This window comes from Desulfatiglans anilini DSM 4660, from assembly GCF_000422285.1.
Classification (GTDB): domain Bacteria; phylum Desulfobacterota; class DSM-4660; order Desulfatiglandales; family Desulfatiglandaceae; genus Desulfatiglans; species Desulfatiglans anilini.
In genome coordinates, this window is sequence record NZ_AULM01000009.1 from 97880 (window position 1) to 113310 (window position 15431).

Annotated in this window: 14 protein-coding genes; 13 read left to right on the plus strand and 1 reads right to left on the minus strand. The window is 57.6% G+C overall.

Features of this window, described 5'->3' with window-relative positions; genetic code table 11:
- Nucleotides 1-5 precede the first annotated feature (5 nt).
- The 10 genes from H567_RS0109110 (at nucleotide 6) to H567_RS24000 (ending at nucleotide 10281) form a co-directional block, all read left to right on the plus strand.
- Nucleotides 6-1388: an ATP-grasp domain-containing protein gene (locus tag H567_RS0109110; protein WP_028321167.1), complete on the plus strand. Its 1383-nt coding sequence runs from the start codon at nucleotides 6-8 to the stop codon at nucleotides 1386-1388.
- Nucleotides 1385-2167, plus strand: a complete 783-nt coding sequence (locus H567_RS27105; RefSeq protein WP_028321168.1) for an N-formylglutamate amidohydrolase — start codon at nucleotides 1385-1387, stop codon at nucleotides 2165-2167. The genes H567_RS0109110 and H567_RS27105 overlap by 4 nt, the downstream gene beginning before the upstream one ends.
- Nucleotides 2168-2720: 553 nt before the next feature.
- Nucleotides 2721-3881 carry a branched-chain amino acid ABC transporter substrate-binding protein gene (locus H567_RS0109120; RefSeq protein ID WP_028321169.1) on the plus strand — a complete coding sequence of 387 codons (1161 nt, stop codon included), beginning with the start codon at nucleotides 2721-2723 and terminating at the stop codon, nucleotides 3879-3881.
- 15 nt (nucleotides 3882-3896) lie between these two features.
- Nucleotides 3897-4823: a branched-chain amino acid ABC transporter permease gene (locus tag H567_RS0109125; protein WP_028321170.1), complete on the plus strand. Its 927-nt coding sequence runs from the start codon at nucleotides 3897-3899 to the stop codon at nucleotides 4821-4823.
- Nucleotides 4824-4827: 4 nt separating this feature from the next.
- Nucleotides 4828-5808 (plus strand): branched-chain amino acid ABC transporter permease, encoded by a 981-nt coding sequence (locus tag H567_RS0109130; RefSeq protein WP_208598353.1) that lies wholly within the window; start codon nucleotides 4828-4830, stop codon nucleotides 5806-5808.
- Nucleotides 5805-6623, plus strand: coding sequence for an ABC transporter ATP-binding protein (locus tag H567_RS23995; RefSeq protein ID WP_051184658.1), 819 nt, complete (start codon nucleotides 5805-5807; stop codon nucleotides 6621-6623). The genes H567_RS0109130 and H567_RS23995 overlap by 4 nt, the downstream gene beginning before the upstream one ends.
- Nucleotides 6620-7354 (plus strand): ABC transporter ATP-binding protein, encoded by a 735-nt coding sequence (locus H567_RS0109140; RefSeq protein ID WP_028321172.1) that lies wholly within the window; start codon nucleotides 6620-6622, stop codon nucleotides 7352-7354. The genes H567_RS23995 and H567_RS0109140 overlap by 4 nt, the downstream gene beginning before the upstream one ends.
- Nucleotides 7355-7454: 100 nt before the next feature.
- On the plus strand, nucleotides 7455-7787 hold the full coding sequence (locus H567_RS0109145; RefSeq protein ID WP_028321173.1) for an STAS domain-containing protein: 333 nt from the start codon (nucleotides 7455-7457) through the stop codon (nucleotides 7785-7787).
- Between the two features lie 142 nt (nucleotides 7788-7929).
- Entirely contained in the window at nucleotides 7930-8349 is a 420-nt protein-coding gene (locus H567_RS0109150; RefSeq protein WP_028321174.1) for an ATP-binding protein, read from the plus strand.
- Nucleotides 8350-8580: 231 nt separating this feature from the next.
- A complete protein-coding gene (locus H567_RS24000; protein WP_051184660.1) occupies nucleotides 8581-10281 on the plus strand; it encodes a L,D-transpeptidase family protein in 1701 nt (566 codons plus the stop codon).
- A gap of 10 nt (nucleotides 10282-10291) precedes the next feature.
- On the opposite strand, the gene H567_RS0109160 is transcribed toward H567_RS24000, so the two are convergent.
- The gene (locus H567_RS0109160) at nucleotides 10292-11098 is read right to left on the minus strand and encodes a crotonase/enoyl-CoA hydratase family protein (RefSeq protein WP_244155447.1); all 807 of its coding nucleotides are present in this window, start codon (nucleotides 11096-11098) and stop codon (nucleotides 10292-10294) included.
- Between the two features lie 642 nt (nucleotides 11099-11740).
- On the opposite strand from H567_RS0109160, the gene H567_RS24005 reads away from it, so the two are divergent.
- The 3 genes from H567_RS24005 to H567_RS0109175 all read left to right on the plus strand — a co-directional run bounded on the left by H567_RS24005 (nucleotide 11741) and on the right by H567_RS0109175 (nucleotide 15046).
- Nucleotides 11741-12643: a decaprenyl-phosphate phosphoribosyltransferase gene (locus H567_RS24005; protein WP_208598354.1), complete on the plus strand. Its 903-nt coding sequence runs from the start codon at nucleotides 11741-11743 to the stop codon at nucleotides 12641-12643.
- 358 nt (nucleotides 12644-13001) lie between these two features.
- Entirely contained in the window at nucleotides 13002-14309 is a 1308-nt protein-coding gene (locus tag H567_RS0109170) for an FAD-binding oxidoreductase (protein WP_028321176.1), read from the plus strand.
- Between the two features lie 2 nt (nucleotides 14310-14311).
- A complete protein-coding gene (locus H567_RS0109175) occupies nucleotides 14312-15046 on the plus strand; it encodes an SDR family oxidoreductase (RefSeq protein WP_028321177.1) in 735 nt (244 codons plus the stop codon).
- The last annotated feature ends 385 nt before the right edge of the window (nucleotides 15047-15431 follow it).

Consider the following 15431-nt stretch of genomic DNA (forward strand, 5'->3'; position numbering starts at 1 on the left):
TGGGCATGACGGCCTTTTCGCGCATCGTCCCCGCCTACTTCCTCGAAAACTACCGCATCGTAGCCCTGCGGAGGACCAGCGATTCGCACATCCTCAAAAGGCGCACCCCCGTTTTCTGCCTCGAGGAAGAATCCCCGGAGCCGCTTCCTGAAAACGGCATGAACTCCGCCCGGCTCCTCTCTCATCCGTTGGTCGTCCGGCACCTGCGGGGCCTGCCTCGCCCCATATCGCTGTTCCTGTACCAAAGCTATCCGGAGGTCGAAGATCTCGCGCGCCGCGAGGGCTGGCAGGTCCTTGCCAACCCATCCGGCCTGCGGCGGCGATTGGCCCACCGGGCGTTTTTCATGGATCTGGCCGGCCGGCTCGAACTGGAGACCCCTCCCGGAAGGATCGTATTAGAGGCGGAACTGCATGGCAGGGATTATCGGCATTGGCGGCAAGAATTGGGGGCATCCTTCGTGGTGCAACTGGCCGACATCGTGCAGGGAGGGGGACGGGGGACCTTTTTCATCCGGTCGGCCGATGACTACCGGGAACTCCGTGAGAGGCTCCGGACGCACACCTGGCGCGGAAGCCGGATCAGCCAGGCGCTCGTGCGGCGCTATGTGCAAGGAACACCCGCCAGCATCGCCGCCTGTATCATGGATGAAGTGATTTTACAGTCGAGGCTCCAGGAACAGTTGATCGATCTCCCGTTCGCAGCTGGAACCGAAAAGGGGGTCTTCTGCGGCCATACCTGGGGGCACGAACCCTGGCCGAGGTCCGTTGAGGCCGAGGCACACCGGCAGGGCCGCCTGGTGGCTGGAGCCCTCCAAAAGATGGGATACCGAGGCATCCTGGGTATAGACTTCATGGTCTCGTTCTCCGGAAAGGTGTTCCCCCTGGAGATCAACCCCAGGCTCACCGGGGCCTTCCCGCCGCTTTCCCTCTTTCACATGGCGGCCGGGCGGGTGCCCATGGAGGCCGTTCACCTCGCAGCCTTGGGCCGCGCACCTTGCCGATTGACGCAGGCAGAAGCGGACCGGCTTATCGAGTGCCACTTCGAGGGGTCCCACGTGCTCCTTTTCGATCGAGGCGGGCCGGAAATCAACGGAATGCCGCCCCCAATCTCGGGGCTCTATCGCATCGACCGCGGCGGGTCGGAGGCCGCACTGGTCGAGCAAAGCAGCGAGGTCGCCCATTTGAAGGACCCCTCCCAGTTCCTGCTCGTCGAAGGCCGTGAAGTGAGCAGTTCTTTCCATTCCGGCAGCGCGGATCCGCTCGCGCGAACCGGACGCCTTCTTTTTTCGTTTCCCGCCATGGCGCGCGAGGGTGAGCTGCGGCCGGAAGCGATCCTGGCGATCAATTGGTTTTACGGAAGGCAAAGCGGAGGCGGACCGGGATCATGAAGCTCCCTTTCGTCCTTTCCATACCCCACGGCGCCCTCAGGGTCCCCGATGCGATTTTGAGGACGATGAAGCTCCAGCCGCGGGACATCGAGGCGTCGGTAGACACCGGCACCCTCGAGATATTCAGCGGTCTGCCGGCGCTGGCGGTCGTGTCCGCGGAGTGGAACCGGCTGGTGGCGGATGTCAACAGAAACCCCTCCGATGCCGGCGATCGGGGCGTCATCACCCGCATCGACTATGACGGGCGCGAGGTCTACCAGCCGGATGCCGCCGTCGGCCCGATCGAGCGCGCCGATCGCATCGAGCGCTACCACCGCCCCTTTCACCGCCGCCTTGCGGCAGCGCTGAAGATCCCTGGTGGCGCAGGCCTCTACGACTGCCACTCCCTGAACAACATCGGGCCGCAGGAGGCCCCTGACCGCGGAAAGGCCCGCAAGGACATCGTCCTTGGAAACAACGGCGACAGCAGCGGAAGCCCCCGCAGCGGGCGCGGGTCCCCCACCTGTCCGCCCCGGGTCTTCCGGCGCATGGCCGACTGCTTCCGCGATGCCGGCTTTTCCGTAGCCCTGAATCACCCTTATGCCGGGGGATACATCACCACCCATTATGGAAAAAGGCTTGTCAAGGAAGGGCGCTTCGCTGTTCAAATCGAGATAAACCAAAGCCTCCTGCTGGATCCGGGGACCCGCCGGATCGACACCGCCCGAGCGACTGACGTCCAAGGCCGCATCGAGGAGGCCTTTCAAAGAATTGCAGCCTCCTGCGGCCTTTCCGCATAGACGCACAATTGTTCCGGCCTATGCCGGCCACCGGAAATGAATCCGGCCCGGGGACGACCCGTCACTCGCTGCATGAAGGACATAGGACGGTTTCGGCTTGACATCCGCAGGGAGATTTGCCTATTTAGATCCGTCCGGAAAAGGCCTTTTTTGCCGATCTCGGCGTCAATCTGCACGTTTGCTTGTGCGGCGATCACCAGGTCGCCTCCGCACAAACGCCCGATTCCCTTGACATCGGCAAAAATTCCTCCTTTCCGGATTGGAAAGTGGCTTGTACCGGGAAATCATTCCGGATGGACAGGAAATCGTTTCCGGTCTAGAAACGATTTCGTTTTCAAAGCTTAGTTTCCAGATTGGGCACGATTTGGATTTCGGTCCGTCACCATCCCTTTCGGACCCCCTCCGGCCTGGACCGGCAGGGTCGTCCACACTGCAGCACTTCAGAGGCGGCAGTGATAATCCATCCCCCGAAAAGGGATCGAACTCCGCTTCAGACGTTCAGGAAATCCTGTTTCCCGCGGTAACACATCTGCACTCAAGAAAGAGGTCCCGCATGCCTCGCAGATCACTCCCCACCCTGCTCTCAGCCGCCATCCTGTTCGTTTTTTTATCCCTCCCGGCCGCCGCCGCTGAATGGGGGACCATCCGGATCCCGTCCGGCTCGCCGGTCAAGATCGGCATGGGAACCATGCTGACGGGCGACTATGCCGGAATGGGGATCGACATCATGCACGGAGCTGAAATGGCGGTGAAGGAAAAAGGCCTCATCCTCGGCCACCCGGTGATCCTGCAGGTCGAAGACGACGGGTGTGCCGGGCCGCCCTCCGTGGTTATCGCCGAAAAGTTTTGCAACGACCCGCTCATCGCAGGCGTCGTGGGCTACATGTGCAGCGGCGGGAGCAAACCCGCCTCCGATATCCACAACAAATACAAGATGGTGATGATCTCCCCCTCTTCGACAGCCCTTGAATTGACCTCCCGCAAGATTCCCATTTTTTTCAGAACCTGCTGGAACGACCGCATCCAGGCTCAACGGGCGGCCGATTTCGCCGCATCCAGAGGATGGCTGCGCGCGGCGGTGCTCCACGACAAGAGCGACTACGGTCAAAGCCTCGCGGAGGATTTCGCGCAGCATCTCGAGACCCGCGGCGGCGAGGTCCTGGCAATGGAGGGCGTCACCCGCGGGGACAAGGACTTTTCGCCGGTCTTGACCAAGATCAAGCCCCTGCGCCCGCAGCTGGTGTATTTCGGCGGGATGTCGGCCGAAGGGGTGCTCGTGGTCAGGCAGATGCAGCGGGTCGGCATCAGAGCGAAATTTTTGAGCGACGACGGATGCTTCACCGAAAAAGACTTCATTCAGGCCGGTGGCCGGGCCGCCACGGGCAGCTTCGTAACGTATGCCCAGGAACCGGATCCCGCCTGGGTGGCACACTTCGAATCCATGTACGGCCCCCGTCAGACCTTCTCCCCCCAGGCCTATGACGCCGCGACGATCCTCTTGATGGCCGTCGAATCCGCGGCCGAAAGACAGCCGGACGACAGCCTGCTGATCGACAAGAGGCGGCTGCGCGATGCGCTGGCGGCGACCGACCACGAAGGCGTCACCGGACGGATCGTTTTCGACACCAACGGGGATCGGACGGGGTCGGTCGTCGCCGTTTACGAGGTCGTCGAAGAAGGCGGGAAGCGTTTTTTCAGGAAGGTTCCTTTCTAAATCCGGCAAGAGCGAATGGAAGCTTTTTTCAGTGCTGCAATCCTCTGCGATCAACTGATCAACGGATTGACCATCGGGGGGATCTACGCCCTGATCGCCCTCGGCTACACCCTCGTCTACGGCATCCTCTTCATGATCAATTTCGCCCACGGTGAGATCTTCATGTTCGGCTCGTTTGCCGGCTACGCAGCCCTCACGTTTCTTCTCCAATACGGCTTCACCGAGCAACGCCCCCTTGCCTCCATCCTCGCGGCCTTTCTGGCGGCCATGGTTGTCTCCGCGCTGCTGGGGACCATCCTCGAACGGATCGCCTACCGGCCTCTGCGCCGGGCCTCGCGGCTCGCCCCCCTCATCAGCGCCATCGGGGCATCCATCTTCCTCCAGAACGTCATGCTGATCATCATCAAGGGCCGTATGCAGGTCTACCCCGACCTGCTGCACGAGACCTTTTTCGAAATCGGCTGGTTCAACATCTCCAACTTCCAGATCATGATTATCCTCGGGTCTTTCTTCCTGATGGCCGGTCTTTATATATTCATTCAACGCACGCGGACCGGGCGTGCCATGCGCGCCGTCGCCGAAGACAGATCGGCGGCCGCCCTCATGGGTATCGACGTCAACCGGATCATCATGATCACGTTCGTGATCGGCTCGGCCCTGGCAGCCGCAGCCGGTGTCATGGTGGGCATGTACTACACGCAGATCAACCACATGATGGGATTCATCCCGGGCATCAAGGCCTTTACGGCTGCTGTCCTCGGCGGGATCGGCAACGTGCCGGGCGCCATGCTGGGAGGTCTCTTTCTGGGCCTGGCCGAGGCCTTCGGCGTGCTTTTCATGCCGGCCCAATACAAGGATGTCATTGCATTCGCCCTTCTGGTCCTGGTCCTGATCTTCCGGCCGCGGGGGATCCTGGGCGAAGTGGTCTCGGAAAAGGTGTGAACCGTTGAAGTCGCCTGCAGCCCTCTTGCGGAAAATTCCACCCGCCGTTTTGCTCTCGGCCGTCATCTTTTCCGCGGCGGTTCTGCCGCCGCTCGTCGGCAACTATTGGTCTCAGGTCCTCGGCGACATCGGCATCTACATGATGCTGGGGATCGGACTGAATGTGGTCGTGGGCTTCGCGGGGCTGCTGGATCTTGGATATGTCGCTTTTTTCGGGATCGGGGCGTACGGGTATGCCCTGATGGCCTCCCCCCAGTTCGGGATGCATGTGCCCTTCTGGTTGATGCTCCCGGTCTGCGTAGCCCTCGCGGCGGCCGGAGGAGCGCTCCTTGGCGTCCCGGTCCTGCGTCTGCGCGGTGACTATCTCGCTATCGTCACCCTCGGCTTCGGAGAGATCATCCGGGTGATCTTGAACAACCTCGATCCCCTTACCAACGGCCCTCGCGGCCTCCTGCGGATCGACCCGCCTTTCCTGGGTGCAACCCCGATCAACAACCCGCAGCGATGGTATTATCTGATCCTTGCCGGCGTCCTTCTGGCAGCCTTCACAGCCGATCGGTTGAACAACTCGCGCATCGGCCGTGCATGGATCGCCATGCGCGAAGACCAGGACGCCGCCGCGGTCATGGGCATCGACATCCTCAAGTACAAGCTGCTCGCGTTCACCATCGGCGCCTCTTTCGCGGGCGCCGGAGGCGCCATATTCGCCGCCCGGCAGGGGGCCATATTCCCCGAGAACTTCTCGCTCATGGTCTCCATCAATGTCCTTTGCCTGATCATCATCGGAGGCATGGGAAGCATCCCGGGGGTCATCCTGGGTGCGATCGTCCTGATCGGACTGCCGGAGGTGCTGAGAGGAACCGAGCAGTATCGCATGCTGTCCTTCGGGGCCCTCCTGGTGATCATGATGATCTTCCGGCCGTCCGGTCTCCTGCCCGCCTCCAGGCGCAGACCCGCTGCCGCCGCGCCACGGGAGCCTGAATGAAACCGATCCTTCAAACCATCCACCTGACCAAGGCCTTCGGCGGACTCACGGCCCTCAGCGCCCTCGATCTGGAGATCGAAGAGCGTTTGATCGTGGGGCTGATCGGCCCCAACGGGGCGGGCAAGACCACCCTCTTCAACTGCCTGACCGGCGTCGCCCCCGTGACTTCCGGAGACATCCTGTTCCGCGGCAGATCCCTCCGGGGGCTCAAGAGCCACCAGATCACCCGCCTCGGCATCGCCCGCACCTTTCAGAACATCCGCCTTTTTCAAGATATGACCGCCTTCGAAAACATCCTGGCCGGGCGGCACTGCCGGATGCAGGCGGGCCTCTGGGGGGCCCTCAGCCGCGACCAGCGCACCCGGCGCGAAGAAAGGGACCATGCCTCCGCCTCGATCCGGATCCTGAAACTCCTCGTTCTGGAAACCATTCAGGACACGCCGGCCAGGAACCTCGCCTACGGCGCCCAACGCCGCCTGGAGATCGGGCGCGCACTGGCAACGGACCCGAAGCTGCTGCTGCTGGACGAACCAACCGCCGGCATGAATCCCAGCGAAACCGCCGAGTTGACAGCTCTCATCCGGACCCTGCAGGACGAGCTCGACCTCACGATCCTGCTGATCGAACACGACATGCGCGTGGTCATGGGGCTCTCGGATCGCGTTGTCGTCCTGGACCACGGGGTCCGCATTGCCGAAGGCCCTCCATACGCCGTTCAGAATCACCCCCGTGTGATCGAGGCCTACCTAGGAAGGCGCGGGATAGCCCCTAGAGCACCCGCCGCCCCATCCAAAGAGGCCCCGCCGCACCCATGAACCAGCGTCCTCCACTCCTGGACGTCCTCGGCGTCCACTCCTATTACGGCCGGATCCGTGCATTGAGAGGCGTGAGCCTGAAGGTGAACGAGGGCGACCTGATCACCCTCATGGGGAGCAACGGCGCCGGAAAAACCACCCTCCTGAACACCATCTCAGGGCTCCTCAGACCCGGCAAGGGCCGCATCTTTTTTGAAGAAAGGCGGCTCGACGGCCTGCCTCCCCACAAGATCGTGAAGGCCGGCATTGCCCAGGTGCCCGAAGGCCGGAAGATTTTCGGCCGCTTGAGCGTTCTCGAAAACCTGGACCTCGGCGCCTTCATCCGGCGCGACCGGTCCGCCGTGAAGGAAGACATGGTCCGCCTGTTCGAGCTCTTTCCGCGCCTTTACGAAAGGCGCCATCAGACAGCCGGGACCCTGTCCGGCGGGGAACAGCAGATGCTCGCCATGGGGAGGGCTTTGATGACGCGACCAAGGCTTCTGCTCCTCGACGAGCCCTCTATGGGCCTGGCCCCGTTGCTGGTCGAGACCATTTTCGACACCATCACCACGATCAACCACCGGGGATGCAGCATCCTGCTGGTCGAGCAGAATGCGAACATGGCGCTCGAGATCACCTCCCGGGGCTACGTCATCCAAAACGGCGAGATCGTCCTGGAGGACCAATCCACCAACCTTCGCGGCAACGAGTGGGTCCAGCGGCTCTATCTGGGAGGGGAACTCGGCCTGTGACAAGATGTTTGCACAAAAACCTCTTTTGGGTTAATTTGCAGAGCGAAGAGACCCAGCAGAGGAAAATCCGATTACCTTGTACGCCTTACGGGAGGGACCTATGGAGATCCGCATCGACAAAGACGACCAGGATGTCGTCGTTTCTATCATCGGCCGCATGGATGCCGTCACAGCGCCTGACTTTGACCAGGAAATCGAAAAAAAGATCTCCGAGGGGGAGAAACGCTTTGTCGTCGATCTTTCCCAACTCGAGTACATCAGCAGCGCCGGGCTGCGCAGCATGCTGTCCATGGCGAAGAAGCTGAAGCAAAACCAGGGGACCCTTGCACTGTGCGGGCTCAAGGGCGTCGTCAAGGAGGTCTTCGACGTCTCCGGATTCAGTTCCATTTTCAGTATCTGCGAAGACGTCCAGAAGGCCAGGAAGGCGCTCTGATATCTCCGGGGATCGATTTCATCCTTTATTCCGATCTATCGACCCCCAACGGCAAGCGCTTTCTTTTCCGGAAGGATGACCTCGAAGCCCGTAAGGCCGCCTCAAGGATACCGTTTCGATGATCACAGAAGGGAAGCGACATATGGTCTCATCTGAAAAGGGGCGGGTCACCCTTCCTGCTGCTTTGGAAAACCTGGAGGATTTCAAGGAGTTCATCGTCCAGAATGCCGAAAAGGCCGGCCTGGATCCTCAGAAAACGATGGAAATGGAACTCGCCGCAGACGAAATCCTGACCAACATCATCTCCTACGCATACAGAGGCACATCCGGGGATATCACGGTAACCTGCGGGACCGATGAAGAAGGACGGTTCGTCGTGGAAACAGCCGATGCAGGGGAACCGTTCAATCCTCTTCTGGCGGATATGCCGGATGTCTCGGCCTCCCTCGAGCAGCGCGAGATCGGGGGGCTGGGCCTCTTTCTAGTCAAAAAGATGGTCGACGAAACCCGCTATGAACGGCGGAACGCCCGCAATATTTTGCGTCTTTACAAAAAGGTTTGAAACCCTCCCGTCTATCCTGTCGCATCTTCGCCAGTGTGAGACTCCTCTTTTGCAGCGCTCACGGCCTCGCCTGGGTCATTTTTTGATGGACCGCCGTTTCGATCATGTTATATTCGGAGCAGCATGCCAGACTGGGCGAAAGTCGAGTGAATCGCTTCTCTCCCAGCCCGTCGGGCGACAAGAACGGTGCCATTCAGCGTTCCATCAACCCTGCGACGGAAAAGGAGCCTTTTGAAACCGAACCTGTCTTCGAAAACGCGGCTGCATCTCATCGCTCTGCTGATCATCCTGATTACCGTCGTGCCGCGGATTTCGTCAGCCCGGTTCCCCTTGCTCTTCCAGGAAACTCAATTCAAGCTCAAGGCCTTGATCCAAGCAGAGACACGCGGGAAAGAACTCGTCTGCTCCGGTGAAATCATCTGTGGAATCCTTTTCATTCCGGACTTCTATGCCTCCCGTGACTATCGCCCGGCGTGGGGGCTCGAAAAACAGGATTACCGGAATGCCGAGGAGGTGATCTCCTCCATCCAGCAGGCCGATGAGGACGGATTGGCGCCCTCCGACTACCACCTCGGCAACCTGAGCCGGATGATACAGGCCATCCAGAGGGCCTATCGGGAAGACACCGGACCCTCAGCTCAAGACCTTGCAGAGGCCGATCTGCTCCTGACCGACGCTTTCCTGCTGTTCGGTTCCCATCTGCTCGGCGGACGGGTCAACCCCGAAACAATCCACACAGAATGGAAGGCTTTCAGGCACAATGCCGATATGTCGGCGATCCTTTCGAAGGCGCTTGAAGAGCATTCCGTCGGTGCGACACTGGATCGCCTTCGTCCGCCCCATCCGGGGTACAAGGCCCTCAAGGAAGCGCTGGCGAAACGCCGCGATGAGGCGCCCACGGGCGGATGGCCCGAAGTGCCCCCCGGACCGACACTGCGGATGGGCGACCAGGATCCGCGAGTCGCCGCGTTGCGGCAGCGGCTGGCCGCCGAGGGTTATCCCCTTTTCGATATGGGCGATCCGACGTATTTCGACGGGGTGCTCAAGCAGGCCATCGCGGATTTTCAAAAGGTCAACGGCCTCGCCGTTGACGGCGTAGTTGGAAGAAACACCCTTTACGCCTTGAACCTACCCCCTGAAGCCCGAATCCGCCAGATTGAAATCAACCTCGAGCGGTGGCGGTGGATTCCCAGAGAGCTCGGATATCGGCATATCCTCGTCAATATAGCGGGTTTCAGTCTGCAGATGGTGGAACACGAAAAGCCCGTGGGGCGAATGAGGGTCGTCGTAGGCAGGCCCTACAGAAAAACGCCCGTTTTCAGCAGCGAAATGACCTACCTGGTCTTCAACCCATACTGGAACGTACCCCACAAACTGGCCGTCGAAGACATCGCCCCCCTGGTGCGGAAGGATCCGGGCTATCTCATACGCCAGGGGATCAAGGTCCTGAGCGGTTGGGAGGAAAGCTCTGCAGAGATCGACCCCGCCTCGATCGACTGGTCACAGGTCACGAAACAAAACTTCCCATACCGCATGAGGCAAAACCCCGGCCCGCTCAACGCGCTCGGGTCCATCAAATTCATGTTCCCCAACAAGTATTCGGTTTATCTGCACGACACACCCAAACGATATCTTTTCGACCGAAGCATCAGGGGATTCAGCTCCGGGTGCATCCGTGTCGAAAAACCTTTGGAACTCGCTCTCTTTCTCTTGAAAGAGTCAAACGGCTGGACGATCGAACGGATACAGGAGGCCATAGACGCCCGCGTAACCCGCACCGTCTCTCTTTCCAAACCTGTGCCCATTCATCTGCTTTACTGGACCGCCTGGATCGATGCGGATGGGGAGCTGCGTTTCTGCAATGACATTTACGATCGCGACGCTGCCCTCGACATAGCCCTGAGGAAACGCCCCACCGCCGCCGATCGGTGAGAACCGCCGCCTATTTGCCTTTGAATTGCGGCGGCCGCTTTTCCCTGAACGCCTGGATGGCCTCCATCAGATCTTCGGAAGGCAGCTGGGCGGCGTTTTTCTGCGCCACATACTGAAGCCCGGCCTGAACTCCGAAATCCCGGCTGTGAAGCGCCACATCCTTGACTCCCTGTACCGCCAGCGGCGGCAGCGCGGCAATGTCCTCGGCGAGACGGGAAGCCTCCTCTATCAGGCCCTTTTGCCCTTCACTCAACCGGGTAATGAAACCCATCCTGAGGGCTTCATCCGCGCTGAAGTCCCTTCCGGTCAAAGCCAGCTCCATGAACCACCCCTGCCCGACGAGCGACGGGAACCGCTGCAGCGTGCCAAGATCGGCGATAATGCCCATGCGGGTCTCCCGAATCGAAAAAACGGCATCCCGGCTGGCTATACGGATATCGCAAGCGCAGGCGAGATCGACCCCGCCGCCGATGCAGTGTCCGTGTATCGCCGCAATAACCGGTTTGCGGCATCGTTCGAGCCACGAGATGCTTTCCTGGAAACGAACGATGGTCCGGCGCACCGTCTCGCGATCCCTCGCCCCGCCGCCCTGCAGCATCCCCGAAAGATCCGCGAGATCGATCCCCGCTGTAAAGCTCTTGCCTTCGGCGCGTATGACCACCACCCTGACCTCCGGATCCCGATCCAGTTCACAAGCGCATTCCTCGAGTTCGTCAAAAAACCCGGTCCCCAAGGCATTGCGTTTTTCGGGCCTATCCATGATCAACCACGCCACATGATGATGCCTTTCGATCCTGATCGATTTATTTTCCGACACCTCACACCTCCTCATTTCTATGCGGGGGCACTTCCACCTGCCCCTTCACACACCGATCCATCCACACCGCGAGGGGGAAATCGATAGCTTCCCCCGAAACGTATCGTCAACCCCGCCAGGACGCCGAAAATCCTTTCGTGCCGGTGCCTCCTCGCCTCGAAACACTTCACGGACGGACCAACCGGCGGTCTAAAAGGCGGGCTCTCCTGTTTGACGCCGAAAATACCTTAAAAACGATGGACCACGCAAGCGCTGATCGTTCTGCCTTTGACATTCATCTCCTCGATCGGATATGTAATGGTGGTTCCGAAGAAAAGCGACCAACCGGGAATACGTCCCTACCGAGTGTCCTTCCGGAAACGGATTCCCGGTGCTACCCGGTTTCCAATCCGGAAATGAGGATTTTTCTTCACACGCTTCGCGTGCTCAGTCCCACCGCTTCGCGGCGGGTCCCGGTTTAGCTAATGCTAATGAAATAAAGCGTTTATGCGGAGGAGACCTGCAGGTCGCCCCACAAGCAAACGTGCAGATTGACGCCGAGATTGGCCAAAAGGATCATTTCCGGATTATAAACCTCGGCTGCGGCCAAACAGGCACCAGTTTGTCACCCCATCAGCGTAGCTTTCGGAAAGGATTTGTTTTTTGCAGAAATCAAAGGCTATCGTCCACCTGCTGAGGCCGCACCAATATGTCAAAAACGGCTTCATCTGGCTCCCTGTTTTCTTCGCTCACAAACTCAACGACCTCGCTGCCGTCCAACACACCTTTTATGCCTTCGTTATTTTTTGCCTGGCAGCAAGTAGTGTTTATGTATTAAACGACATCATTGATCGTGAATCCGATAGAAACCACCCGGTGAAAAGGGAAAGACCGCTAGCGAAAGGTATCCTGAGCAGCGCTGAAGCCTATTTAATCTTTTTCATCCTTATATCTTTTTCATTTACATTTTCAATATTTACTCTATCATATCATTTTGCGGCAATTATTGCATGCTATATTGTTATAAATGTTTTTTATTCAATTTATTTGAAAAACATTGCGATCATCGATATATTCTGCATAGCAACCGGTTTCGTTCTAAGGGTATTTGCAGGTGCTACAGCATCCAATGTTCCTGTAAGCCATTGGATAATTATCATGACATTTTTACTTGCTGTCTTGATAGCACTGGGTAAGCGAAGAGATGATATAATGATATCTGATTCATCCATTGAGATAAGAAAATCTTTGAAAGGATATAACCTTGATTTCATCTCTCTTAGCATGGTCATTATGTCATCTGTTGTAATTGTCTCATATATTCTATACTGTGTATCGAGTGAAGTCGTTCAGAAATACAATACAGAAAATCTCTACCTGACTTCCTTCTGGGTCCTTCTAGGCATTCTGCGTTATATGCAGCTTGTCTTTGTGCACAAGAAGGGCGGTGCGCCAACGTCGATCCTTTTACATGACTATTTTCTATGGATTGTTATTACCGGGTGGATATTCACCTTTTACTGGCTGATCTATGGCAATGGATCAAAAATATTGACCGGCCATTGATTGCACTTTGCAAACCCGTATCATGATGACGCAACACACTGGATCATGATTTCTCAGCTCGCGGAAGATCTTCGAGATGCAGGCCCCGAGGCCTTTCCACAATCCCATCAGCAGCGTTTATGGCTCCAGGCAAGCACAGAGATCTCCTGCCGCATAACGCCCGGATTTTTTCAGCAAGACCCGGTGTCGGCAGGGTTGTCCCAATCCAGACTGGCTTTTCTTGCCTGCACCTGACAAAATGAACTTAGGCACACGCAGCGGTTTAACGGTCTGGAGAAAGCAGTCGGAGGTGCTGGATCAAGTGTTTCCGCTGGAAATACAGGCGCAAATCCGGTAGAAAAGCTCTTTGGGGGTATGCGTGAGAAACGTTTCGGGATGGGGAAGATTCCCCCGCATAGAATGCCAGGCGCTCCGATTCGACACCCGGAAGCAGTTGATGGACCAGTTGGACCGCCTCGAAGGCGGTATTGTCTTCGCCCGCGGAAGGAGTTACGGCGACAGCGCCCTGGCCTCCCAAGTCCTTCTGACAAACCGTTTTGACAGGGTTTTGGATTTCAATACCGACGAAGGGATCATCACCTGCCAGAGCGGCATGACCCTGGCAGAAATCATCCAGGCTTTCCTTCCTCGGCAATGGTTCTTGAAGGTCACACCCGGGACCAAGGCCGTCAGCGTAGGCGGAGCCATTGCCGGAGACGTTCACGGCAAAAACCATCATATTCAGGGTTGTTTCAGTGAAAGCGTGATCTCCTTCAACCTGCTCGTTCCGAGCGGTGAAATTTTGACGTGCAGCCGCACCGAAAATCCAGAATTGTTTCACGCGACCTGCGGGGGCATGGGCCTGACGGGCGTCATTCTGGAAGCCACCCTCGAACTCCGGCGTGTGCCGGGCCCCAATATAGCTGAGAAACGGTTTCGTTGCAGCAGCCTTGAAGAGGTTCTCGAGCGATTCGACGAAAATCGTCATGTGACCTATTCGGTGGCATGGATCGATTGTCTCGCACGCGGCCGTAGCCAGGGGCGCTCGATTCTCATGTGTGGCGAACATGCCCCCGGAGAGGCCGCTGAAAAACCTGTGCGTCGGCCCCGCAGACATTCGATGCCTTTCCCTCTTCCGGGTTTCCTCATGAACAGATGGTCCGTTTCCCTGTTCAACCACTACTATTTCGATCAGTGCCCAGCCAAAACGACCGAGAAGATTGTCGACCTCGACGTCTTCTTTTACCCTTTGGACTCGATCGATAACTGGAACCGTCTATATGGATCGACCGGTTTTACCCAGTATCAATGTGTCCTCCCAAAGGAAACCGGCAAGAAAGGACTGCGGGCCATCCTGGACAAAACGGCAGAGGCAGGACTCGGCTCGTTCCTCGCCGTACTCAAACTGCTTGGACCCGCCAACGACAATATGCTCTCCTTTCCCCTGGAAGGATATACGCTGGCGCTCGATTTCAGGATCGAACCGAAGCTTTTCCCCTTTTTGGAGAGGCTGGACCGAATCGTCCTCGACCATGGCGGCAGGCTGTATCTCAGCAAAGATGTGCGTATGCCGCGGCACGTATTCCAAGCAGGGTATCAAAACTGCGAACGTTTCCGGGCGTTGAGAGAACGCTACGGCATGAAACGCAAATTCCATTCACTGCAGTCCAAACGTCTGGGGATCTGATCATGCGTATTCTTATCCTGGGAGCCAATTCGGACATCGCCCGCGCTGTAGCAAGGACATTTGCCAGAGAGGAAAAGGCGGATTTCCTTCTCGCCTCAAGAGACAGGGAACAACTCGAAGAACAGGCCGTGGACCTTGCCAACCGCTATGAAATCAGCGCCGAGGTCGTCCCTCTGGATGCCACCGATTTCGACACGCACTCCGTCTTCTATGAAAAGCTGGAGCCAAAACCCGATGGCGTCATCGCCGCGTTCGGCTATATGGGGGAGCAGGATCGGGCACAGCGCGATTTTCAGGAGGCGCGCAAAATCGTCGAAACAAATTATCTCGGCACTGTCAGTCTGCTCGAGATCGCCGCCGCAGACCTGGAAACCCGCCATCGCGGTTTTATCATCGGGATAAGCTCGGTTGCCGGTGAAAGAGGGCGTGCCAGCAATTATATCTATGGATCTGCGAAAGGAGCTGTAACCATTTATCTGAGCGGTCTGAGAAATAGGCTGAACAAAAAACACATTCAGGTTATGACCGTCCTTGCCGGTTTTGTCGACACCAAAATGACGGAACACATGCGCCTGCCCGGCTTATTGACTGCAAGTACCGATGAAGTCGCTGAGGACATATACCGAGCCTACAAAAAGGGACGTTCGATTGTTTATACAAGGTGGTATTGGCGCTGGATCATGCTGATCATTAAATCCATTCCGGAATTTCTGTTCAAAAAGCTGTCCATAGGTTGATTTTCCCGCCCTCTTATGCCATGCCTAAAAATCATTTCCGGGTGGGCTATCCCATGAAATGGCTTTTTGTTCGGGGTCATAGAAAAGCAACCGAACGGTTTCTCGCTGGATAAAGCAGGTATATTCTTAAATTATTTCGAATGGATGAACAATGACTGTCATACTAAAACAAGCAGGTCGCTTTACTCTTTGAAAGTAAAACAGCACAGCAGAACTTTGAAAGAAGGGATCCTTGCTCTCTCCATTATCGAATCCTTCTAAAATCCGCTTGCAATTGGCGGGCATTCTTCTCCTTGTGGGGATAGGACATGCCGCATGCCTGTTCGGATTTTTTCTTGCGGATGATTTTTATAATCTCAACAATGCGTTAAAAGGCGGGTGGTCT

Excerpts from the sequence above, each read along its gene's own strand:
- H567_RS0109110 (WP_028321167.1), top strand. The coding sequence starts at position 6 with ATGACGGCCTTTTCGCGCATCGTCCCCGCCTACTTCCTCGAAAACTAC.
- H567_RS27105 (WP_028321168.1), top strand. The coding sequence starts at position 1,385 with ATGAAGCTCCCTTTCGTCCTTTCCATACCCCACGGCGCCCTCAGGGTC.
- H567_RS0109120 (WP_028321169.1), top strand. The coding sequence starts at position 2,721 with ATGCCTCGCAGATCACTCCCCACCCTGCTCTCAGCCGCCATCCTGTTC.
- H567_RS0109125 (WP_028321170.1), top strand. The coding sequence starts at position 3,897 with ATGGAAGCTTTTTTCAGTGCTGCAATCCTCTGCGATCAACTGATCAAC.
- H567_RS23995 (WP_051184658.1), top strand. The coding sequence starts at position 5,805 with ATGAAACCGATCCTTCAAACCATCCACCTGACCAAGGCCTTCGGCGGA.
- H567_RS0109140 (WP_028321172.1), top strand. The coding sequence starts at position 6,620 with ATGAACCAGCGTCCTCCACTCCTGGACGTCCTCGGCGTCCACTCCTAT.
- H567_RS0109145 (WP_028321173.1), top strand. The coding sequence starts at position 7,455 with ATGGAGATCCGCATCGACAAAGACGACCAGGATGTCGTCGTTTCTATC.
- H567_RS0109150 (WP_028321174.1), top strand. The coding sequence starts at position 7,930 with ATGGTCTCATCTGAAAAGGGGCGGGTCACCCTTCCTGCTGCTTTGGAA.
- H567_RS0109175 (WP_028321177.1), top strand. The coding sequence starts at position 14,312 with ATGCGTATTCTTATCCTGGGAGCCAATTCGGACATCGCCCGCGCTGTA.